Raw genomic sequence first — 21,051 nt, 5'->3', positions numbered from 1 at the left:
CCGGACGCCACCGGATCGTAAGAATCCCGGCGGCTCTCCGCCGCCACCGCGCACTAGGCTTGTCCCCATCAGGATGTCTCGCCACCTGGAGTTCACCGCATGAGTACGACTGCGCTGCCCTCGTACGAGGACGCGACCGCCCGCTACGAGCCGGTGATCGGCCTGGAGACGCACGTCGAGCTCGGCACGAACACGAAGATGTTCTGCGGCTGCCCGACCGAGTTCGGGGCGGAGCCCAACACCCAGGTGTGCCCGGTGTGCCTCGCGCTGCCGGGGGCGCTGCCGGTCGCCAACCGCCAGGGCATCGAGGCCACCATCCGGATCGGCCTGGCGCTCAACTGCGACATCGCCTCCTGGTGCCGCATGGCCCGGAAGAACTACTTCTACCCGGACATGCCGAAGAACTTCCAGACCTCGCAGTACGACGAGCCCCTCTGCACCGACGGCTACGTCGACGTGGAGATCGACGGCGAGACCGTGCGCATCGGCATCGAGCGGGTGCACCTCGAGGAGGACACCGGCAAGACCCTGCACGTCGGCGGGGCCACCGGCCGGATCCACGGCGCCACCGAGTCGCTCGTCGACTACAACCGGGCCGGCATCCCGCTCGTCGAGATCGTCACCAAGCCGGTCCCGGGGATCGGCGCCAAGGCCCCCGAGGTCGCCCGGGCGTACGTGACGGAGCTGCGCGACATCATCCGCTCGCTCGGCGTCTCCGACGTGCGCATGGAGCAGGGCTCGCTGCGGTGCGACGTCAACACCTCCCTCAACAAGCCGGGGGAGGAGTGGGGCACGCGTACGGAGACGAAGAACGTCAACTCGCTGCGTTCGGTCGAGCGCGCGGTCCGCTCCGAGATCATCCGCCAGGCCGGCATCCTCGACGACGGCGGCAAGATCGTGCAGGAGACCCGCCATTTCCAGGAGGACACCGGCGACACCCGCCCCGGTCGCTCCAAGGAGACGGCCACCGACTACCGCTACTTCCCCGAGCCCGACCTGGTCCCGATCGCGCCTGACCCGGCCTGGGTCGCCGAGCTGAAGGCCGCCCTCCCGGAGCGTCCGAGCGCGAAGCGCGCCCGCCTCCGCGAGGAGTGGGGCATCAGCGAGCTCGACATGCAGTCGGTGGCCAACGCCGGCGCCGTCGAGCTCATCGAGGAGACGATCGCCGCGGGCGCCAGCCCTGCCGGGGCCCGCAAGTGGTGGATGGGCGAGCTTGCCCGCCGCGCCAACGAGACCGGCGTCGAGCTGGCCGAGGTCGGCGCCACCCCGGCCCAGGTGGCCCAGCTCCAGGCGCTCGTCGACGACGGAAAGCTCAACGACAAGCTGGCCCGTACGGTCCTCGAGGGCGTCGTGGCCGGCGAGGGCGACCCGGCCCAGGTCATGGCCGCCCGCGGCCTCGAGGTCGTCTCCGACACCGGCGCCCTGCAGACCGCGGTCGACGAGGCCATCGCCGCCAACCCGGACATCGCCGCGAAGATCCGCGACGGCAAGGTGGCAGCGGCGGGAGCCCTGGTCGGTGCGGTCATGAAGACAACCCGAGGCCAAGCGGACGCCAAGACGGTGCGCGACCTGATCCTCGCCCGCCTGAGCTGACACCCCACCGGGGGTGCCGGGCTCGGGGCACCCGCCCCGCCGAGTCCGGCCCGCGGATCCGGGCCCGCGGATCCGGGCCCGGACGCCAGCTCCACCCGATCCGGCCCGGCCGTCCGCGCCGGGTCGCCCGCTATACCCGCGACGCCGGGACGCCTGTTCCACCCGCGCTGCTGGGACGCCTGTTCCACCCGCGCTGCTGGGACGCCTGTTCCACCCGCGCTGCCGGGACGCCTGCTCCACGCGTCCGCCCCGGATGCCTGCTCTCCCGCGTCAGGGCTTCGGGGTCGGCCTCCTGCTGCGCGGCTTTCGGGTGTCCGACCGGTCTGCGAACCGGACAAAATGAGCTGAGGGTTTCCCGGGATGTCTCTACTCTCGCCGGGTGACTGAGAGCGCTGACTATCTGACACTGCGAGAGACCTTCAACCAGGACGCCGAGCGGTATGACCGGGCTCGGCCTCGCTATCCCTCGGCGTTGTTCGATGATCTGGCTGCTGCGGGGGTGGGGCCCGGTGCTCGGGTTCTTGAGATCGGCTGCGGGACCGGGCAGGCGACGGTTGCGCTGGCCGAGCGCGGCTATCGGGTTCTGGCGGTCGAGTTGGGTGCCGACATGGCGGCGGTGGCGCGGCGGAATCTTGCTCGCTTCGAGTCGGTCGCGGTTGTCACGGGGGCTTTCGAGGAGTGGGCCCTGCCGCGCGAACCCTTCGATGTGGTGTTCTCGGCCACGGCCTTCCATTGGGTCGACCCGGCCGTGCGGGTCCGGAAGTCGGCCGACGCTCTCCGGCCGGGCGGCATTCTCGCCACGGTCAGCACGCACCACATCGCCGGCGGCACGGAGCCGTTCTTCGCCGCGGCGCAGGGGTGCTACGAACGGTTTGACCCGGCCACGCCGCCGAACCTGCGGCTCGAGGGGGCCGACACCATCCCCGAGGACGACGCCGAGCTGGTCGCGTCCCGGCGTTTCGGACCGGCAACCTTTCATCGGTACGAGTGGGAGCAGGCCTACTCCACGGGGGAGTACCTGGACCTCCTTCTGACCTACTCGGGGCATCGAGCCTTGCCTGCAGCCCAGCAGACCGGGTTGCTCGACTGCATCGGCCGGTTGATCGACGAGGACCACGGCGGGCGGATGGTCAAGCGTTACCTGACCGAACTCCGCACCGCCCACCGCACTGATTAACCACGTTCCGATGCGTCATGCATCGCGACGCCAAGCCAGCACGTCGGGGCGTCCGGGGCAATGGGGCGGGAGTCGGTCGGCCTCGGGTACGGGGTGGGTGTCGGCTGGCCGTGGGCAATGGCTGGGTTCGGCTGGGCCTCGGGTTGGCGATGGGAGCCGGGCGGTCTCGGGCAATGGCTGGGCGTCGGCTGCGCCTCGGACAGGGGTGGGGTCGGCTGGCCGTGGGCCGTGGGCCGTGGGCCGTGGGCCGTGGGTCGTGGGTCGTGGGCGGGGGTCGGCTGCGCCTCGAACAGGGGTGCGAGTCGGCTGGCCGTGGGCCGTGGGCCGTGGGCGGGGGTCGGCTGCGCCTCGGACAGGGGTGGGTGTCGGCTGGCCGTGGGCCGTGGTTGGGGGTCGGCTGGGCCTCGGGTAGGGGGTGGAAGCCGGCTCGCCTCGGGCGGTGGCTGGGCCCGGGTAGTGGGATCGGAGCGGGCCGGCGCCCTGGGGGAGTACGAAAGCGAGGTGCGGGACCGGCAGCGACACCGGACAGTAAGGCTGAGCGCGGCTCATGCGGTGTGTGGTTCCGCCGGCGTCCGGGTGACCAGGTCGACCGGCCGGAGGCGGGCGGCAGGGGGGCCGGGACGGCAGGTGAGTGGCTGTGTGCTGGTGGAGGTGGTGTGGCCGTACCGTCGGCGGGTTTGGGGTTTTGGGGTCAGCGGCCCGGGGTGATTGCGGGGGTTACGCCGTTGAAGACCGAGGGGTTTGTGGTGGGTTCGGGTTCGGTGCCGACTACCTTGCGTTGCATTTCGACGTTGGATTGGCCTGTGCCGCCCAGTTGGATGTCGTCGTAGGCCTTGAGGGTCTGGTTCTCGTCGAAGTAGAGGACGGAGAGCTGGAGGGGGGTCGGTTCGTCCTTTTCGAGGCCGCGGAGGCCGGCGCCGCCCGTGGAGCCTTCGATCAGGAGGCGGGTTTCGAGGGGTGGGGGTGCGGCCGGGTCGGAGGGGGCCGGGGCGGGTGAGGGGGAGGCGCCGTCGGCGGGGGGTGAGGGTGGGGCGAGGATGCTGACCTCGCGTTTGTGGGTGTGGCCTGCGAGGACTACGGGGACGACGCCGGACAGTGGTGGGGCCATGGCGGGGTCGTGGACCAGGGCTACGCCTACCTTGGTGTTCGACTGGGCGATCGTGGTGGCCAGGCGTTGGCCGCTGGTGAGCAGGAGGTTGCCGCCCGGGTCGTCGGCGGTGGCGGCGGGTGGGGTTTCGCTCTTGTCGGGAGTGAATTCGGGGTCGCCGATGCCCGCGATGGTGAGGCCGTTGATCGTGGTCATGGAGTTGTCCAGGACCGTGGCGTTGCGCTGGCGGGCGACCGCGGCCTGAATCGCCGTCGAGTCGTGGTTGCCGCGCACGTAGATGTACGGCACCCCGAGCTGGCCGATGGCGTTGACGTAGGACGTCTCGGCGCTGCTGCCCCAGTCGACGATGTCGCCGGTGTCGACCACCGCGTCGATGTCCCAGGACTTGATGACGGTCCTGATCACGTTCCAGGATGTCGGGTTCAGGTGCAGGTCGGAGACATGCAGGATGCGGGTCGTGTTGCCGGACGGCTCCACCGGCAGCGTGGACACCGTGGTGTAGATGCGGCTCACGTTGCTCACGAGCTCGGCGAGCTGGTCGGCGTAGCGGCCGTAGTTGTCGGCGATCCGGCGGGCGTCACCGACGACAGCCGGGGCGTTCACCAGCAGGCCCTCGTAGCGCGGTTCGCTGATCGAGTCGGGGCGGACCGTGCCGGCCGCCAGGCCGAGGCTGCCACCCGTGACGACCAGCGCGAGGACGCCGGCGGAGGCGACCCGGCGGATGTTGCGGAAGATCAGCGCGGACAGGACCAGGGCGCACACGATCGCCGCGCCGAGCGCGCGCAGGCCGAGCTGGAGCACGCCCTTGGTCACGTCGTCGACGGCGGACTGGCCGGCCGCGCTGATCGCCGTCGGGTCGTCGATGAGCGCCTCGGTGCGCTGCTGGTCCAGCGAGCCGAGATCGACCTTCAGGTGGATCGGGCCGTCGTGGCTGTCGAGGTGCAGGGAACCGAGCGGCGGGATGTCGATCTCGCTGCCGCCCTCGATGGACGGGCTGATCGACATGTCCGCGCGGAACGGCCCGACGGCGATCTGCGACTGGGCGAACAGCATCGTGCCGATGACGACACCGGTCAGGCTCACCAGCAGGACGGCGGCCCAGACGCGGAGACGGTGGGTCCAGGCGTGCCGCCACACCCGGCCCGCGGCCGCGGTCAGCCGCGCGATTCGGTTTCTCATGGTCAACGGCTCACCTGCCCCCGTGCACCGGTCGTCAAACCGTCGGTCAACTGCGTCCCGCGCCCCCGTCCGAGAAGACCAGCCTGATGATCCGGTCGTCGTCCGGCTGCGGGTCGCCGCCCTGCTCGTGGTTGGAGGTCGCCACCCAGAGCGAGCCGTCGGGGGCCGTCGCGAGTGCGCGGAGCCGGCCGTACTCGCCCTGGAGCAGTTCCTGAGGCTTGCCGAAGAGGGTGCCGTTGCCGGTGACCTCGACCATCCACAGCCGCTTGCCGTCCCGGCACGCGGTGGCGACCAGGCGTTCCAGCACCGCCACGCCCGAGCACGACGACTCCGGGTTCGGCCAGCTCACCAGCGGATTCGTGAACTTGGCGGCGGTGCCGTCACCCTCGGCGGTGGGCCAGCCGTAGTTCTTGCCCTTCTGGATCACGTTCAGCTCGCCGGTCGTGCGCTGGCCCGACTCGCTCGCGTAGAGCCGCTTGCCGCCGTCCCAGGCGAGCCCCTGCACGTTGCGGTGCCCCGACGACCAGACCGGGGAGGTCTTCACCGGGTTGCCCGGCGACGGCTTGCCCTCCGGGGTGATCCGCAGGATCTTGCCGCCGAGGCTCTTGGGATTCTGCGCGTTCGTGCCGGTGGCGGTGCCGTCCCCGGTCGCCACGTAGAGCTGGCCGTCGGGGCCGAACGCCAGCTGCCCGCCGTTGTTGTCGCGCGAGTGCGGGATGCCGGTGAGGATGGTCTGCGGCTCGCCCTTCAGCTTCAGCTTCGCCACGCGGTTGTCCGCCGCCGTCGAGTAGTAGACGTAGACCGTCCGGTCGGTCGCGTACTTCGGCGAGACGGCGATGCCGAGCAGGCCGCCGTCGCCGCCGGAGGCGACCTCGGACAGCCGCTGCACCTCGGTGACCTTCAGGCCGTCGGCGTCCGACTCCGGGCCGACCTGGAGGATGCGGGCGGTGTCCCGCTCGGTGACCAGCGCGGCGCCGTTCGGCAGGAACGCCATGCCCCACGGGACCTCGAGCCCCTTGGCCAGCACGGTGACGGCGACCTCGCGCTCGCCGCCGGCCGGGGCGCTCGCGGACCCGGACGGCTCCGGCAGGTTGGGCGGCGCGCCGGCCACGTCCGGGTCCGGTGGGCCGAAGCTGCACGCGGTGGTGAGGGCCAGCACGGCGCCGAGCATCACGGCACACGCACGGGCGCGGCGACTGCGCAGGTTCACACGACCTCCTCGTTCACCAGACCAGGGTAGCCGCGGGCGGGCGGCGGTCCGGACCCGCGACTAGTTTGGTGACGTGATGGTATGGATTGCCCATGAGGCGGGCCGGGAACTGCTCGGCGAGGTGCCGGCCGGCGTACGGGTCGAGGTGTGCGAGGACGCGGCGGCCTGGCCCGCCGACCCCGCTGAGGTGGACTTCTGGGTGCCACCCTTCCTTTCGACCGTACGGGCGACCGACCAGTTGCCGAAGTTCACGAAGGTTCGCGTGGTCCAGCTGCTGTCGGCGGGCGCTGACGCGTGGGTCGGGCACGTGCCGCCCGGCGTACAGCTGTGCGACGCGCGGGGCGTGCACGACAAGCCCGTGGCGGAATGGGTGCTCGGCGCCGCCATCGGGGCGTTGCGGCAGTTCCCGGCGTTCGCTCGGGCCCAGCAGCGCGAGGACTGGGCGGCGAAGCAGTTCACCCCGACCGCCGAGCTGACCGGCAAGCGGGTGCTCATCGTGGGCGCCGGGTCGATCGGCCGGGCCATCGAGGAGCACCTGGCACCGTTCGGCGTCACGGTCACCAGGGTGGCGCGCACCGCCCGGCCGGCCGAGGGGGTGCACGGCGTGGAGGAATTGCCGGAGCTTCTTCCGTACGCGGAGGTCGTGGTCCTGGTCGTGCCCTTGACCGACGCGACGCGCGGGATGGTCGACGCCGCCTTCCTGGCCGCCATGCCCGACGGTGCGCTGCTGGTCAACGCCGCTCGCGGGCCCGTGGTGGACACCGGGGCGCTGGTCGCCGAGCTGGCGTCGGGGCGGATCTCCGCGGCCCTCGACGTGACCGATCCCGAGCCGCTGCCCGCCGGCCACCCGCTCTGGCAGCTGCCGAACGCCTTCATCACGCCGCACACCGCCGGCTCCGTGGTGGGACTGCTGCCGAGGGCGTACGGGCTGGCCGGCGATCAGCTCCGGCGCTTCGCGGCGGGTGAGCCGCTGATCAATCAGGTGTCGGAGGGTTACTGATCTCCTGGCCGCCGGCCTCCAGGACGGCGGCCAGGTTGGTCGTGGTGACCCCGGTGAGGCGCAGCACCTTGCCGTCGGTGAGCAGCGCGGAGACGCGCCCGCGCGGATCCGGGGCCAGCTCGGCGACGCGCGACCAGGGCACGAAGGTCGAGCCCGCCAGCGCCCGGACCCGCAGCCCCTCCGCATCGACGTCGGTGCCGGCGCGCCAGGCCCAGACCATGATCGCCAGCGGGATCAGCAGGACGGGCGCGAGCTGCCAGCGGGCGCCGGCGAACGGCACCGTGCCGACGAACGCGACCAGGGCGGCGACGATCAGGGCGCCGGGCTTGCGGACGCGCAGGGCGGGCTTTCGACTCACGGTCGTCATCCTCGCACCCGGCCGATCCCACTTTTTTGTCGGACCCGGCGTCCATACTGCTCACCATGACCGCATTCCTCGCCATCGGCACCCAGAAAGGCCTGTTCCTGGCCACCAGCGACGACGACAGACGGAGCTGGCAGGTCAGCCCCGCGCACTTCCCCGGGCGGGCGATCTACTCCGTCGCGTTCGACATCCGCGGGCCGGCTCCCCGCATCCTCACCGGCGTGGACAGCTCCCACTTCGGTCCGAGCGTCGCCGTCAGCGACGATCTCGGCACGACGTGGCAGGAGCCCGACACCGCCCCGCTCGCCTTCCCTCCCGACGCCGGGGCGGCGGTCGAGCGGGTGTGGCAGATCGCCCCCGCCGGCCCCGACCAGCCCGGCGTCGTCTACGCCGGCACCCAGCCGTCCGCGCTGTGGCGCTCCGTGGACGGCGGCCGCACCTATGAGCTGGTCCGCGGGCTGTGGGATCACCCGCACCGCCCCGACTGGGGCGCCGGCTACGGCGGCCAGGCGGTGCACAGCATCCTGACCCACCCCACCGACCCCGAGCGGTTGCTGGTCGCCATGTCCACCGGCGGCGTCTACCGCACCACCGACGGGGGCGCGACCTGGGCCCCGGCCAACCAGGGCATCAAGGCCTACTTCCTGCCCGACCCGTGGCCCGAGTTCGGCCAGTGCGTGCACAAGGTGGCCCGCGACGGCGCCGACCCCGAGCACCTTTATGCGCAGAACCACCACGGCGTCTACCGGTCCACCGACGGCGGCGACTCCTGGCAGTCCATCGCGGACACCCTGCCGTCGGACTTCGGCTTCCCGATCGTCGCGCACCCGTCCCGGGGCGGCACGGTGTGGAATTTCCCGCTGGTCAGCGACGGCGAGCGGCAGCCCGTCGACCTGCTCTGCCGGGTGTTCCGCTCGACCGACGCCGGCGCCACCTGGTCGCCGCAGTCCGAGGGCCTGCCGGGCGGGCGTTACTACCCCGTGGTGCTGCGCGATGCGATGTGCACCGACAACGCCGCTACCGCCGGGGTCTACTTCGGCACGCGCTCGGGCGAGGTGTTCGCCAGCCGCGACGAGGGGGAGAGCTGGTCCACGGTGGCCGCGCACCTGCCCGACGTGCTCTGCGTGCGCGCGGTGCAGGTCTGATGCCGACCGTGCTGGTTCCCGGCGTGCTGCGTACCGAGACGGGCGGGGCCTCGCGGCTGGAGGTCGCCGGCGGCGGCTCCCTGAGGGCCGTGCTCGACGAGCTGGCCGAGCGCTGGCCCCGCCTCGAGCGGCGCATCCGGGACGAGAGCGGGGTGCTGCGCCGCTACGTCAACGTCTACGTGGACGGTGAGGACTGCCGTCGCAGCGGGGGACTGGAGACGCCGGTCCCGCCGGGAGCCGAGATCCAGGTGCTGCCGTCGGTGGCTGGGGGGTGCGGCTGACCGCGAACAGGAGGTCCATATACGACAAACCGCCGATGCGCAGTCCCACGGGCCGCACGTAACCTGTCCGAGGGACGATCGTTACCCGGTGTGGGAGCAGCGTCCCCTGCGCCGCTCCCGGCTTTACCCCACAACGTCCGTAGAGGATCCCGTAGACGTGGCTGTGCCGCCCCCCGCACGCCCCGCCACCCGGGTCGGCACCCGGGTGACATTCCTGCTCATCCCGATGGCCGGTGCGCTCGTGCTGGCCGCCGGGGTGGCCGGGCTCGTGCCTGCCGTTCCCGCCCTGGCCGCCGGTGTCGGCGTGGTCGCGCTCTTCGCCACCGCCGTCCTGTGGCAGACCGCCCTCGCCATCCACCACGACGAAGGAGCCTTCGCCGCCTGCCGCGGCGCCGGCCTTCTCGGTGTCGCGGCGCTGCTGACCGGCCTGACCTGCGGCGTGTTGCTGCTGGACGGCACCGCGGCCGACCTGCTCGCGGCGGGCGGCGTCGGTGCCACGGGCGCGTTCTGCGTGCTCGGCACCATGCTCCTGCCCGGCGCGGCGGCCACCGTCGCGGTCCGGCTGCGGCGCGCCTTCGACGGGCTCGGGCTCGGCATCAGCCTCGGCTTCGCGGCGTACCTGATGACCCCGATGCACCGCACCCCGTGGGCGGGCCTGGCGAGCACGCTGCTGGCCGCCGCCGGCATCTCCATCGTGACCGTCATCGTGCTCCGCGCCCGGCTGCACCGGCCCGCCGCGCTGCGCTGCGGCTTCGGCGTGACGGCCGTGCTGATCGCCCTCTGCGCGGTGGTCAATCTCCAGCTCTCGCACGTCGGCGGCCGGCTCGTCCCGCTGCTCGGCCTGGTCATCGCGGCCGGACTCACCCTGGCGGCGGACGGCGGCTCGCGGCGCAACCTGCCGGAACACCTCGAACCCAAGGAAGCGGACCACTACCTCTCCAGCTACCCGCTGCTCGCGGTGCCGGCCGGCGTCGGCGTGGTGGCGGCCATCATCCACCTCATCGTGGTGGGCACCTTCAGCACCACCGCCATCGTGCTCGGCGTCACGATGGTGGCCGTGCTGACGATGCGTGAGCTGCTCGTGGTCAGCGACATCCGCCGCTACACCGCCCAATTGCGGGTCAAGGAAGCGCATTTCCGCTCGCTGGTCGCCGGCGCCACCGACCTCACCCTCGTGCTCGACGACCGGCTCACCATCCGCTGGCAGTCACCGGCCGCCACCCGCCTCTTCGGGCTCGAGGACGCGCAGGTCGTCGGCCGTACGTTCCTCGAACTGATCCACCCCGACGACGTGGCCGGGGCCCGGGACGGCATCGAAGCGCTGCTGGCGGGCGAGCACGCCGACGGGCCGCCCGCGCTGATCAACGCCCGGCTCCGCGACGGCCACGGCATCTGGCGCGACACCGAGTCCACCGTGGCCGACCAGCGTTCGGTTCCCGAGGTCGCCGCGCTGGTGGTGCACGTCCGCGACGTCGGCGAACGCCGGCACCTCGAGCGCACCCTGCACCGGCTGTCGTACACCGACCAGCTCACCGGGCTGGCCAACCGCCGCTCGCTGATGCGCGACCTCCTCGAGTTCCGGCGCCGCCCCGGCCAGCAGGGCACCCTGCTCGTCATCGACCTGCACGGGCTCGCCGAGATCAACGACAGCCGGGGGCGGGAGACGGGCGACGCGGTGCTGATCGAGGTCGGCCGCCGCATCCGCAGCCTGCTCGGCGAGGACGACGTGGCGGCGCGGCTGGGCGGCGACGAGTTCGGGGTGCTCACGCCGGACGGGGCGGTGCTGGCGTACGCGCTGGCCACCCGCATCGTCACGGCGGTGATGGAGCCGTACGAGCTGCCCGGCATGATCGTCGAACTGCACACCAGCGTCGGCCTCGCCGAACTCTCCGGCGGCCAGGACTCCGAGGAGGTCCTGCGCCACGCCGACCTGGCCCGCAGCCGCGCCCGCCAGCTCGGCCGCGACCGCGTCGAGTGGTACGACACCGACGTCGAGATCCAGTTGCACCGCCGGATGGACCTCGAACGCGAGCTGCTCGGCGCGGCCGACCGCGGCGAACTCGATATCGTCTTCCAGCCGGTGGTCTCGCTCCGCGACGCCCAGCCGGTCGGCGTCGAGGCGCTGCTGCGCTGGCGCCACCCGAAACTCGGCACGATCCTGCCGGCGGAGCTGCTCCCGATCGCGCGGGCGGTCGGCTGCGCCGCCGAACTCGACGAATGGGTGCTGGAAGAGGCGTGCCGCCGCCTCGCCGGCTGGACCTCCGGCGGCAGCGACTTCTGGCTCTCGGTCAACGTCGCCCCGCGCGAACTCCTCACCGCCCGCTTCCCCGAACGCGTCGCGGAAATCCTGCAGCGGCACGGTATCGAGCCGGAACGCCTGGTCGTCGACGTCCAGGAAACCTGGGTGGCGGAGGACGTGCCGGCGATCGTGGCCGCTCTCTCCGGCCTGCGCAAACGCGGCGTCCGCGCGGCCCTCGACGACTTCGGCGCCGGCCAGGCATCGCTCGCCCACCTCCGCCGCCTCCCCGTCGACCTGCTCAAACTCGACCAGTCCCTGATCAACCAGCCCGCCGAACAGGGCACCACGCCGGCGGTCCTCGACGTGGTGGTCAGCCTCGGCCGCCGGCTCGGCCTGGAAATCGTCGCCAAGGGCCTCGAATCCGACGACCAGATCGACCGCGCCCGCCAGGCGGGATGCCACTACGGCCAGGGCTTCGCCCTCGGCCGCCCGGCCCCGGCCGAACGCATGGAGGCCTACCTGGACAGCAACCGAGGATGATTTTCCGGTACGGGCGCGGTGGCCGAGCAGACGCAGGCACCGGGCCCGAGCCACCACGGCCGGAGGAGGCGCCGCTCGGCCTGAGGAAGCGGCCGCCGGGCTGACCCGCTGCTGGCGCGCAGCTGCCCGCTGGCCCGCTGCCCGCTGGGCTGCTGGTTGCTGGGCTGCTGGTCGGTGGTTCGGCTGAGGGTGGGCTCGGCTGAGCCTTGGCTTTGCCTGGCGGTCGCCGGCTGGGCGTTACCTGGCGGTCGCCGGCTGGGCGTTACCTGGTGGGGGTGGCGATTTCGGTCGGTGGCGTGGTGACCTGCTCGCGGATGGCGGTGTCGAGGTCCGTTGCGGTCAGGCCGAAGGTGCGGGCGGTTTCCGTTGCGTCCATGAGGAACGGCGCGTAGTTCTGGTAGGCCATCTCCGCCATTTCCCGGGCCATCGGCACGAACACCCCGGCCACGCTGAGGACGAGGCGGGGCACCTGGATCAGCCGGACCGGGGGCACGCCCGCCGCGGCGGCGTAGCGGCGGGCGAGTTCGCGGATGGTCACCGCCGGTGGGGACGGCACGTGCCAGCCGCGGCCCCACGCGCGTTCGTCCTCGGCGAGGGTGACCAGGGCCTTCACCATGTCGCCGTTGTAGGTGAAGGTGTGCGGCACATCGAGGTCCGCGGGGATGACGGCCGGACGGCCCTTCTCCATGGCGGGCGCGATGATCAGTCGGTACAGGCTCACCGCGTTGCCGCCGATGTAGTCCGAGCCGCGGACCTCCACCGTACGGATGCCGGCGGTGCGGGCCTGCTCCCACAGCCGCTTGCGGAGACGGCCCTTGCGTCCGGTGGCGGCCAGCGGGGTGTGCTCGTTCATTCTGCCGCCGGGCTGCTCGCCGTACGCGTAAAGGCTTCCGGTGAGCGCGAGGACCGCGTCGTTGGCCTTCGCGGCGGTGATCGCCGCGGTTTGCAGGGGTGGTAGGTCGCGCTCCCACGACGTGTAGGAGGGCGGATTCGCGCAGTGGTAGATCACGCGCGCGCCGCGGGACAGCTCGGTGAGGCGGGCCGGGTCCGCGGCGTCCGCGGCGACCCTTTCGATCAGGGGGTGCTCGGGGCCCGAACCGCGGCGCGTGACGATGAGGACGCTCTCGCCGCGGCCGGCGAGCGACCGCGCGACGTTCGTGCCGATGGAACCGGACCCGATGATGACGTGTTGAGCCATGACAGTTCTCCTTTCGAGATAGCGCAGACCTACGACGGCTCGCGCGGTGGCGAGCCCGGCCGGGAGTGGGGGCGAGCTCGGGGCCTGCCTTCGCATTTAACGGCGTTAGGATTACTAACACCGTTAAAGCTAGGTCGGCCTCGCCGGTACTGTCAAGCGGCGGCGGCTACTGTGCGGGGAACCACCGAGGCGGAGTGACGGGACATGCCGAGCAGCACACGACGGGCCCGGGAGCGGGCGAGCACGCGGGAGCGGATCGTGGAGGCGGCGCTGACCGTCCTCGAGGCCGAGGGCGCCGCGGCGCTGACGATCCGGCGGATCGCGGCGGACGTGGAGTACACGGCGCCGATCGTCTACCAGTACTTCGCGAGCAAGGACGCGCTGATCGTGGAGCTGATCGCGCACGGCTACGAGCTGATGCTGGCCGAGGCCAAACGGATCGCCGGCGAGGAACGCGATGTCGACCGGCGCTTCCTCGGGGTCGCCCGCGGGTACATGCGGTTCGCCGCCGAGCACCCGCACCTCTTCGCGGTCATGAACAACGGGATCGTGATCGCCGCGGACGAGCGGCAGCGGGTCACGAAGCCGACCGTCGACCTGCTGCTCGAGCTGATCACCACCTGGGCGGACGCGCATGGCGTCGTCCTGGCCGACCCCGTCGAGGCCGGCGAGATCGTCTGGGGGGCGCTGTACGGCATCGCCTCGCTGGGCCAGCTCGGGGTCATCGGGGCCGAGCGGGCGGAACGGCTCGGCGAGCAGGCCCTCGCCACCATCCTCCGCGGCTGGCTGGCCGGCCCAACCTGATCAGCGAGACGGGTTTGATGAGCGACGCGGCCGGCCGGTGGGCGGCCCACGAGCGGTCGGCGGGCGGTCGATGGGCGGTCGGCGGGTGGGCGGGCGTCAGGAGTCGCGGGGCGGGGCGGTGCTGCCTCGCGGCGTCAGGTGGGCGGTGCCTTCCTCGACGTCCTTGACCGGCTCGCCGGCGATCGCGGCCAGGAGCTGGCGGGCCGCGTGGGCGCCGTACGCCGCGATGTCCCTGCTCAGGGCCGTCAGGGGCGGGTGGACCAGGGAGCACAGCGGGGAGTCGTCCCAGGCCACGATCGACAGGTCGCCCGGCACCGACAGGCCCATCTCCTGGGCCACCGACAGGCCCGCCACGGCCATCACGTCGTTGTCGTAGATGATCGCCGTCGGGCGTTCCGCGTTGATCAGGAGCCGGCGGGTGGCGCGCCCGCCCTCCTCGCCGGTGTAGTCCGAGGGGACGGTCACCGCCTCGCTCAGGCCGAGGGACGCGCAGACCTCGGTGAAGGCTTTCGTACGCGTACGCGTGTGCAGAAGGTCCGGCAGGCCGCCCACCCGGGCGATCCGGCGGTGCCCGAGCGCCATCAGGTAGCGGACCGCCTCGGTGATGGCGCCCGCGTCGTCCGACCAGAGCTGGGTCAGCCGGCCCGTGTCGCCGGGCCCGCCGATCACCACCGCCGGTAGCTGCAGCTCGTTCAGGACGGGGATGCGGATGTCGTTCTCGCGGAGGTCCGTGACGAAGACGCCGTCCACGCGGCGCTCGCCCCACCAGCGGCGGTACACCTCGGTCTCGTTCTCGGGCGTGGCCACGACCTGGAGGGTGAGCGCGTACGAGCGGGCCGCCAGTTCCTGCTCGAACCCGCTGATCAGGCCCATGAAGAACGGTTCGATGCTGAGGATGCGGGCGGGGCGGCACAGGGTCAGGCCGACGGCCCGGGCGCTCGCCCCGGACAGGGCGCGGGCGGCGCTGTTCGGGTTGAAGCCGATCTCCTGCGCGATCGCGACGATGCGCTGGCGGGTCGCCTCGGAGACGCCGGGCTGGCCATTGAGGGCATAGGACACTGCCCCTTTGGACACACCCGCCCGCCGCGCGATGTCGGCGATCGTGGGCCGCTTCACTCGCCTCGCCTTCCCTGTGCCGCGTCTGGCGCGGACCTCCATGAACGCGCCGGGGCGCGGTAATCGTCGAGCTCTCGAGAAGTGAACAGCTCCCGGGAAAGTGAACCGTAAGCGGGTCCGCCTCCGCGGCGAAACCGCTGGTGGAGCGCTCTCACGCTACCTCGCCCCGGGATCGCCGTGGCGGGCACCGATAGCTTGATCGGTTAAGTGTTACAGCACACACGCAGAGTGCGACAGTCCCTGTCCGTAATAGGGCGCTTTACGGTCGCTTACATCGGTTCAATGCGGTGATCGACATCCGGTTGTAACACGCTATTGACAGTCGATGTGACGCGGCATACGGTCACGTCACTTATCCGGTTCAGTAAATCTCTCTCGCACTTTCTTCGGGGCGGTGGAGTCCCTCGCTGTGCCCTGGGTTCGATCTTGAGGAGGAGCAATGTCACGGTTCGGCATGCGAGGTGCGGCGCTGATCGCCGCGGGCCTCGCCGGCACGCTGGCGATCTCGGCCTGTAGCGGCCAGAGCCTCGAAGGCGGCGGCGACAAGGCCGCCGACGGGCAGGTCACGCTGAAGGTCAACTTCTGGGGTGACATGGGCCTGGACGCGCTCAAGGCCGCGTACGAGAAGGAGCACCCGAACGTCAAGATCGTGCTGAACTCGGGCGAGTACAACGCCCAGCACGAGGACCTGCAGAAGAAGCTGGTGGCCGGCAGCGGCGCCCCGGACATCTCCGCGGTCGACGAGGGCTTCATGGTCCAGTTCCGCGGTCAGGCCGACAAGTTCGTCAACCTGCTCGACAAGGGCGCCGCCACGTACGAGTCGAAGTACCTGCCGTGGAAGTGGCAGCAGTCGAAGTCCGCCGACGGCAAGCAGATCGGCCTCGGCACCGACGTCGGCGGCCTGGCGATGTGCTACCGCAGCGACCTGTTCAAGAAGGCCGGCCTGCCCACCGAGCGCGACGCCGTCTCGAAGCTCTGGCCCACCTGGGACGACTTCATCAACGTCGGCAAGCAGTACGTCGACAAGACCGGCAAGAAGTTCGTCGACTCCGCCACCAACATGTTCAACCCCGTGCTGGCCCAGCAGCCGCAGGGCTTCTACAACGAGCAGGACCAGCTCCAGATGGAGGCCGGTCCCAAGGTCGCCTTCGAGATCAGCATGAAGGCGGTCAAGGCGGGCCTCTCCGCGAACCTGGTCAGCTTCCAGCCGAACTGGGACCAGGGCTTCAAGAAGGACCAGTTCGCCGTTCTCGCCTGCCCGGCGTGGATGATCGGCCACATCCAGGACACCGCGCCCGACCAGAAGGGCAAGTGGGACATCGCCGCGATCCCCGGCGGCGGCGGCAACTGGGGCGGCTCCTGGTGGACCATCCCCAAGCAGGGCAAGAACCAGGACGAGGCGTACAAGTTCGTCGAGTGGATGATCCAGCCGCAGCAGCAGATCGAGGTCTTCAAGACCGTCGGCAACCTGCCCTCGCAGCCGGCCCTCTACAAGGACCCGGCGGTGCTGGACTACAAGAAGGAGTTCATGAGCAACGCGCCCACCGGCCAGATCTTCGCCTCGACCGCGGAGAACCTGAAGCCGCAGTACCTGGGCAAGCGCAACGGCCCCACCCGGGTCGCGGTGGAGAACGTCATCACGCGGGTGCAGCAGGGCTCGCTCGCTCCGGACAGCGCCTGGCCGGAGGCGGTCAAGGAGGCCACGAAGGCCGCCAACTCCTGATCCCACGTTCGTGAAGGGGCGGCCCGGCCGGGTCGCCCCTTCTCAAGGAGGAAGGAGGGGCCGTGTCCCTCACCCACAAAGCCCCGCCGGTCGTCCCGCAGGACAGTGAACCGCACCCGCCGGCCACCCCGCCGAAGCACAAGCTGTGGTTCTACCGTTTCGACACCAAGCGCACCCCGTACGTCTTCATTTCGCCCTTCTTCATCCTCTTCGCGATCTTCGGCCTCTTCCCGATCGTCTTCAACGGGATCGTCGCCCTGCGCACCTGGCGCCTCGACGACCCGGACCGCAACGGCTGGGCCGGCTTCGACAACTTCGAGCGGCTGCTGCACGACGAGGACTTCTGGAACGCGCTCGGCAACACGTTCGGCATCTTCATCCTCTCCACCGTGCCGCAGCTGCTGATCGCGCTGATGGTGGCCAACCTGCTCAACCGCAAGCTGCGGGGTACCACCTGGTGGCGGGTCGGGGTGCTGCTGCCGTACGTGACCCCGATCGCCGCCTCGACGCTGGTCTTCGCGGTCTTCTTCTCCCGCGACAACGGCATGGCCAACTGGCTGCTCTCCCTGGTCGGATTCACCGACCTCGGCGACCCGCTGGACTGGCGGGCGTACAAGTGGAGTTCCTGGATCGCCATCGCCACGATGGTCAACTGGAAGTGGATCGGCTACAACGCGCTGCTCTACCTGTCGGCGATGCAGGCCATCCCGAAGGACGTCTACGAGGCGGCGGCGGTCGACGGTGCCGGCCCGTGGCGGCAGTTGTGGCGGATCACCGTACCGATGATCCGACCGGTGGTGATCTTCACCGTGGTGCTCTCGACCATCGGCGGGCTCCAGCTCTTCAACGAGCCGATGCTCTTCGAGGCCAACCCGGCGGCGGCCACCGGCGGCTCGAACGGCCAGTGGCAGACCATCGCGCAGCTGATCTACAAGGTCGGCTGGAAGGACCTGAACCTCGGGTACGCGGCCGCGATGAGCTGGGCCCTCTTCCTGATCATCCTGATCGTCGCCGCCCTCAACGCCTTCATCACCAACCGTCTCGGAGGAGGCCGGCGATGACCACCGTGACCGCACCCCCGCCCGGCAAGCGGCGCCGCCGGGAGATCGGCCGCGCCCCGCAGGACACCCGTGGTAACTGGTCGACGTACCTGGCCCTCACCGCGGTGCTCGCCCTGTCGGCGTTCCCGCTCTACTGGATGTTCGTGATCGCCACGAGCACCGACGAGGCCGTCTCGCAGACGCCGCCGTCGGTGGTCCCGGGCAACCAGCTGCTGACGAACCTGCGTGAGGTCTTCACGATGCAGGACGTCTACTTCACCGCCTCGCTGATCAACAGCTTCATCGTGGCCAGCGTGGTGACCGTGTCGACGCTGTTCTTCTGTTCGCTGGCCGGGTTCGCGTTCGCCAAGCTGCGGTTCAAGGGCCGCGACCCGCTCATGTTCGTGGTGATCCTGACCCTGACCGTGCCCAACCAGCTCGGCGTGGTCGCGCTCTACATCCTCATGGGCAAGCTCGGCTGGAACGGCACCCTGCTCGCGGTCATCGCGCCGTTCCTGGTGAGCGCGTTCGGCGTCTTCTACATGCGCCAGTTCATCCTGAACTCGGTGCCGGACGAGCTGGTGGAGTCGGCCCGGATGGACGGTGCGCTGACGCTGCGCATCTACTGGAGCATCGTCGTGCCCGCGATCCGGCCGGCGCTGGCGGTGCTCGGCCTGCTCACCTTCGTGGCGACCTGGAACGAGTTCCAGTGGCCGCTGATCACCCTCAACGGCACCGAGTTCCCGACGTCGATGGTGGCCCTGTCCGACCTGGCCAGCGGCAACTACGTCATCTACCGGCGGGTGCTGGCGGGCGCCTTCATGGCCACGATTCCGCTGCTCGTGCTGCTGGTCCTCGGCGGGCGGCAGATCGTGCGGGGAATCATGGAAGGCGCCGTGAAGTCATGATCAGGGGAGTCCTGTGAGTTCGTACCGACCTCTGCACGAGGGCTGGACCGTGAGCGGCGGCGACGTCTCCGGCGTCGCCGCCGCCGTGCCCGGCTGTGTGCACACCGACCTGCTCGCCGCCGGTCTCATCGACGATCCCTACACCGACGACAACGAGAAGAAGCTCGCCTGGATCGGCCGTACCGACTGGGAGTACGCCACCACCTTCCGCCACGTGCGCGGAGCGGACCGCGTCGACCTGGTCTGCGACGGCCTCGACACCGTGGCCACGGTCATCCTCAACGGGGTGGAGCTGGGTCGCACCGCCAACATGCACCGCGGCTACCGGTTCGACGTGCGGGACGCGGTGCGGGACGGCGACAACGAACTGCGGGTGCGGTTCCAGTCCGCGTACACGTATGCCGAGGCGCAGCGGGACCGGTTGGGGGACCGGCCCAACGCGTACCCGGAGCCGTTCAACTTCATCCGCAAGACGGCCTGCAACTTCGGCTGGGACTGGGGGCCGACGCTGGTCACCGCGGGCATCTGGCAGCCGATCGGCCTGCACACCTGGGCGACCGCGCGGCTGGCCGAGGTCCGGCCGCAACTCACCGTCGACGACGGCACCGGCACCGCCGAGGTCCGGGTGCGGCTGGAACGCGACGCTCCCGGGCCGGTCACCGTCGCCGTCTCGATCGCCGGCCGGCGGGTCGAGACCACGACCGAGGGTGACGAGGCCGTCGTGACGGTCACCGTCGGCGACCCCGAGCTCTGGTGGCCCCTCGGGTACGGCGACCCGCGCCGTTACGCCCTCGACGTGACCCTCACGGACGCGGCCGGGCGGCGGCTCGACGTGTGGACGCGGCGGGTCGGCTTCCGCACCGTACGGGTGGACACCACGCCCGACGCCGAGGGCAGCGCCTTCACGGTGATCGTCAACGACGTGCCGGTCTTCGTCCGCGGCGTCAACTGGATCCCCGACGACGTCTTCGCGAACCGGGTCACCCGCGACCGGCTGGCCGCGCGGTTCCGGCAGGCCGTCGACGCGAACGTGAACTACCTGCGGGTCTGGGGCGGCGGCCGGTACGAGTCCGAGGACTTCTACGACCTCGCGGACTCCCTCGGCCTGATGGTGGGGCAGGACTTCCTGTTCGCCTGCGCCGCGTACCCGGAGGAGGAGCCGTTCGCCTCCGAGCTGGCGGCCGAGGCCCGGGAGAACGTGGTGCGGCTGTCGTCGCACCCGAGCCTGGTGATGTGGACCGGCAACAACGAGAACATCTGGGGCCACGAGGACTGGGACTGGAAGCAGGACCTCGACGGCCGCACCTGGGGCGCGGGCTTCTACTTCGACCTGCTGCCGCGCATCGTGGCCGAGGCCGATCCGAGCCGCTTCTACTGGCCCGGCAGCCCGTGGTCGGGGCGGGAGGACCGGCACCCCAACGATCCCGCGTACGGCACCACGCACATCTGGGACGTCTGGAACACCGACGACTACCTGAAGTACCGCGAGTACCGGCCCCGGTTCGTGGCGGAGTTCGGGTATCAGGCGCCGCCCGCGTACGCGACCCTGCGCCGCGCGCTGTCCGACGACCCGCTGGCCCACGACTCGCCGGGCATGCAGGCGCACCAGAAGGCCGCCGACGGCGACGCGAAACTCCGGCGGGGCCTCGACGCGCACCTGCCCGCCCCCCGCGACTTCGACGACTGGCACTACCTGACGCAGCTCAACCAGGCACGCGCCCTGTCGCTGGGCATCGAGCACTTCCGCGCGCTCCGCCCGCACTGCATGGGCGCGATCATGTGGCAGCTCAACGACTGCTGGCCGGTCACGTCCTGGGCGGCGGTCGACGGCGACGGACGCAAGAAGCCACTCTGGTACGCGCTGCGCCACTCGTACGCCCCCCGCCTGCTGACGGTCCAGCCCCGCGACGGCGTGCCGGTGCTGGTGGCGGTCAACGACTCCGGGCAGCCGTGGACGCTGTCGGGGACGGTTTCCCGCCGTACCCTCGCCGGGGTCGTCGAAGCGCAGGTGCCGATCGGCGTGACCGTCGCGCCGGGCTCGGCCACGACGCTGCCCCTGCCGGCGGAGGTCGCCACGGCCGGCGACCCGGCCGGCGAGTTCCTGATCGCCGAGGCGGGCGACGACCGGGCCTGGTGGTTCTTCGCCGAGGACCGGGACATCGCGTGGCCCCCGCCGACGTTCAACGCCACGGTCACCGAGGCGGCCGACGAGACCCACGTGACCGTGACGGCGCACCACCTCCTGCGCGACGTCACGCTGCACCCGGACCGCCTGCACCCGGCCGCCGAGGCCGACCGGTCCGGCGTCACCCTGCTGCCCGGCGAATCCGTGACCTTCCGGGTACGCGGCGCGCAGAACCTGGACGCGGCGGCGCTCACCGCCCGCCCGGTCCTGCGCTGCGTCAACGACCTGCACTGAGAGGGAG

The 21,051-nt window shown here is 71.2% G+C and carries 16 protein-coding genes; 11 read left to right on the top strand and 5 right to left on the bottom strand.

Features of this window, described 5'->3' with window-relative positions; all coding sequences use genetic code 11:
• Positions 1-99 precede the first annotated feature (99 nt).
• Together gatB and CLV70_RS08240 are read left to right on the top strand one after the other, a co-directional pair.
• On the top strand, positions 100-1,593 hold the full coding sequence (gene gatB, locus CLV70_RS08245) for an Asp-tRNA(Asn)/Glu-tRNA(Gln) amidotransferase subunit GatB (RefSeq protein ID WP_106125795.1): 1,494 nt from the start codon (positions 100-102) through the stop codon (positions 1,591-1,593).
• Positions 1,594-1,972: 379 nt separating this feature from the next.
• Entirely contained in the window at positions 1,973-2,770 is a 798-nt protein-coding gene (locus tag CLV70_RS08240; protein WP_245908104.1) for a class I SAM-dependent methyltransferase, read from the top strand.
• A gap of 691 nt (positions 2,771-3,461) precedes the next feature.
• Here the strand turns inward: CLV70_RS08240 and CLV70_RS08235 are convergent.
• Together CLV70_RS08235 and CLV70_RS08230 are read right to left on the bottom strand one after the other, a co-directional pair.
• The gene (locus CLV70_RS08235) at positions 3,462-5,057 is read right to left on the bottom strand and encodes a metallophosphoesterase (RefSeq protein WP_106125794.1); all 1,596 of its coding nucleotides are present in this window, start codon (positions 5,055-5,057) and stop codon (positions 3,462-3,464) included.
• A 46-nt stretch (positions 5,058-5,103) separates the two neighbouring features.
• On the bottom strand, positions 5,104-6,228 hold the full coding sequence (locus CLV70_RS08230) for a PQQ-dependent sugar dehydrogenase (RefSeq protein ID WP_106125793.1): 1,125 nt from the start codon (positions 6,226-6,228) through the stop codon (positions 5,104-5,106).
• Between the two features lie 112 nt (positions 6,229-6,340).
• Here CLV70_RS08230 and CLV70_RS08225 point away from each other — a divergent pair, with 112 nt between their 5' ends.
• Positions 6,341-7,267 (top strand): 2-hydroxyacid dehydrogenase, encoded by a 927-nt coding sequence (locus CLV70_RS08225; protein ID WP_106125792.1) that lies wholly within the window; start codon positions 6,341-6,343, stop codon positions 7,265-7,267.
• On the opposite strand, the gene CLV70_RS08220 is transcribed toward CLV70_RS08225, so the two are convergent.
• Positions 7,242-7,634: a PH domain-containing protein gene (locus CLV70_RS08220; RefSeq protein ID WP_106125791.1), complete on the bottom strand. Its 393-nt coding sequence runs from the start codon at positions 7,632-7,634 to the stop codon at positions 7,242-7,244. The genes CLV70_RS08225 and CLV70_RS08220 overlap by 26 nt on opposite strands.
• A 56-nt stretch (positions 7,635-7,690) precedes the next feature.
• Between CLV70_RS08220 and CLV70_RS08215 the strand changes: the two genes are divergently transcribed.
• The 3 genes from CLV70_RS08215 (at position 7,691) to CLV70_RS08205 (ending at position 11,836) form a co-directional block, all read left to right on the top strand.
• Positions 7,691-8,776, top strand: coding sequence for a WD40/YVTN/BNR-like repeat-containing protein (locus tag CLV70_RS08215; RefSeq protein WP_106126064.1), 1,086 nt, complete (start codon positions 7,691-7,693; stop codon positions 8,774-8,776).
• Complete coding sequence (locus CLV70_RS08210) at positions 8,776-9,057, top strand: MoaD/ThiS family protein (RefSeq protein ID WP_211303682.1); 282 nt, start codon at positions 8,776-8,778, stop codon at positions 9,055-9,057. The genes CLV70_RS08215 and CLV70_RS08210 overlap by 1 nt, the downstream gene beginning before the upstream one ends.
• Before the next feature lie 157 nt (positions 9,058-9,214).
• Positions 9,215-11,836: a putative bifunctional diguanylate cyclase/phosphodiesterase gene (locus tag CLV70_RS08205; protein ID WP_245908102.1), complete on the top strand. Its 2,622-nt coding sequence runs from the start codon at positions 9,215-9,217 to the stop codon at positions 11,834-11,836.
• Between the two features lie 262 nt (positions 11,837-12,098).
• Here CLV70_RS08205 and CLV70_RS08200 read toward each other — a convergent pair whose 3' ends face one another.
• Positions 12,099-13,034, bottom strand: a complete 936-nt coding sequence (locus CLV70_RS08200) for an NAD-dependent epimerase/dehydratase family protein (RefSeq protein ID WP_106125789.1) — start codon at positions 13,032-13,034, stop codon at positions 12,099-12,101.
• A 204-nt stretch (positions 13,035-13,238) separates the two neighbouring features.
• On the opposite strand from CLV70_RS08200, the gene CLV70_RS08195 reads away from it, so the two are divergent.
• On the top strand, positions 13,239-13,838 hold the full coding sequence (locus CLV70_RS08195) for a TetR/AcrR family transcriptional regulator (RefSeq protein ID WP_106125788.1): 600 nt from the start codon (positions 13,239-13,241) through the stop codon (positions 13,836-13,838).
• Between the two features lie 96 nt (positions 13,839-13,934).
• On the opposite strand, the gene CLV70_RS08190 is transcribed toward CLV70_RS08195, so the two are convergent.
• Complete coding sequence (locus CLV70_RS08190) at positions 13,935-14,954, bottom strand: LacI family DNA-binding transcriptional regulator (protein WP_106125787.1); 1,020 nt, start codon at positions 14,952-14,954, stop codon at positions 13,935-13,937.
• A 439-nt stretch (positions 14,955-15,393) separates the two neighbouring features.
• Between CLV70_RS08190 and CLV70_RS08185 the strand changes: the two genes are divergently transcribed.
• The 4 genes from CLV70_RS08185 (at position 15,394) to CLV70_RS08170 (ending at position 21,044) form a co-directional block, all read left to right on the top strand.
• On the top strand, positions 15,394-16,677 hold the full coding sequence (locus tag CLV70_RS08185) for an ABC transporter substrate-binding protein (RefSeq protein ID WP_106125786.1): 1,284 nt from the start codon (positions 15,394-15,396) through the stop codon (positions 16,675-16,677).
• Between the two features lie 62 nt (positions 16,678-16,739).
• A complete protein-coding gene (locus CLV70_RS08180) occupies positions 16,740-17,738 on the top strand; it encodes a carbohydrate ABC transporter permease (RefSeq protein ID WP_106125785.1) in 999 nt (332 codons plus the stop codon).
• On the top strand, positions 17,735-18,625 hold the full coding sequence (locus tag CLV70_RS08175) for a carbohydrate ABC transporter permease (RefSeq protein ID WP_106125784.1): 891 nt from the start codon (positions 17,735-17,737) through the stop codon (positions 18,623-18,625). Before CLV70_RS08180 ends, CLV70_RS08175 begins: the two co-directional genes overlap by 4 nt.
• 13 nt (positions 18,626-18,638) lie before the next feature.
• Positions 18,639-21,044 (top strand): glycoside hydrolase family 2 protein, encoded by a 2,406-nt coding sequence (locus tag CLV70_RS08170; RefSeq protein ID WP_106125783.1) that lies wholly within the window; start codon positions 18,639-18,641, stop codon positions 21,042-21,044.
• Positions 21,045-21,051: the final 7 nt, after the last annotated feature.

The sequence above is a fragment of the Pseudosporangium ferrugineum genome, from assembly GCF_003002065.1.
Classification (GTDB): domain Bacteria; phylum Actinomycetota; class Actinomycetes; order Mycobacteriales; family Micromonosporaceae; genus Actinoplanes; species Actinoplanes ferrugineus_A.
The sequence above is the reverse complement of the archived record's forward strand: the minus strand, read 5'-3'. Positions and strand labels throughout refer to the sequence as shown.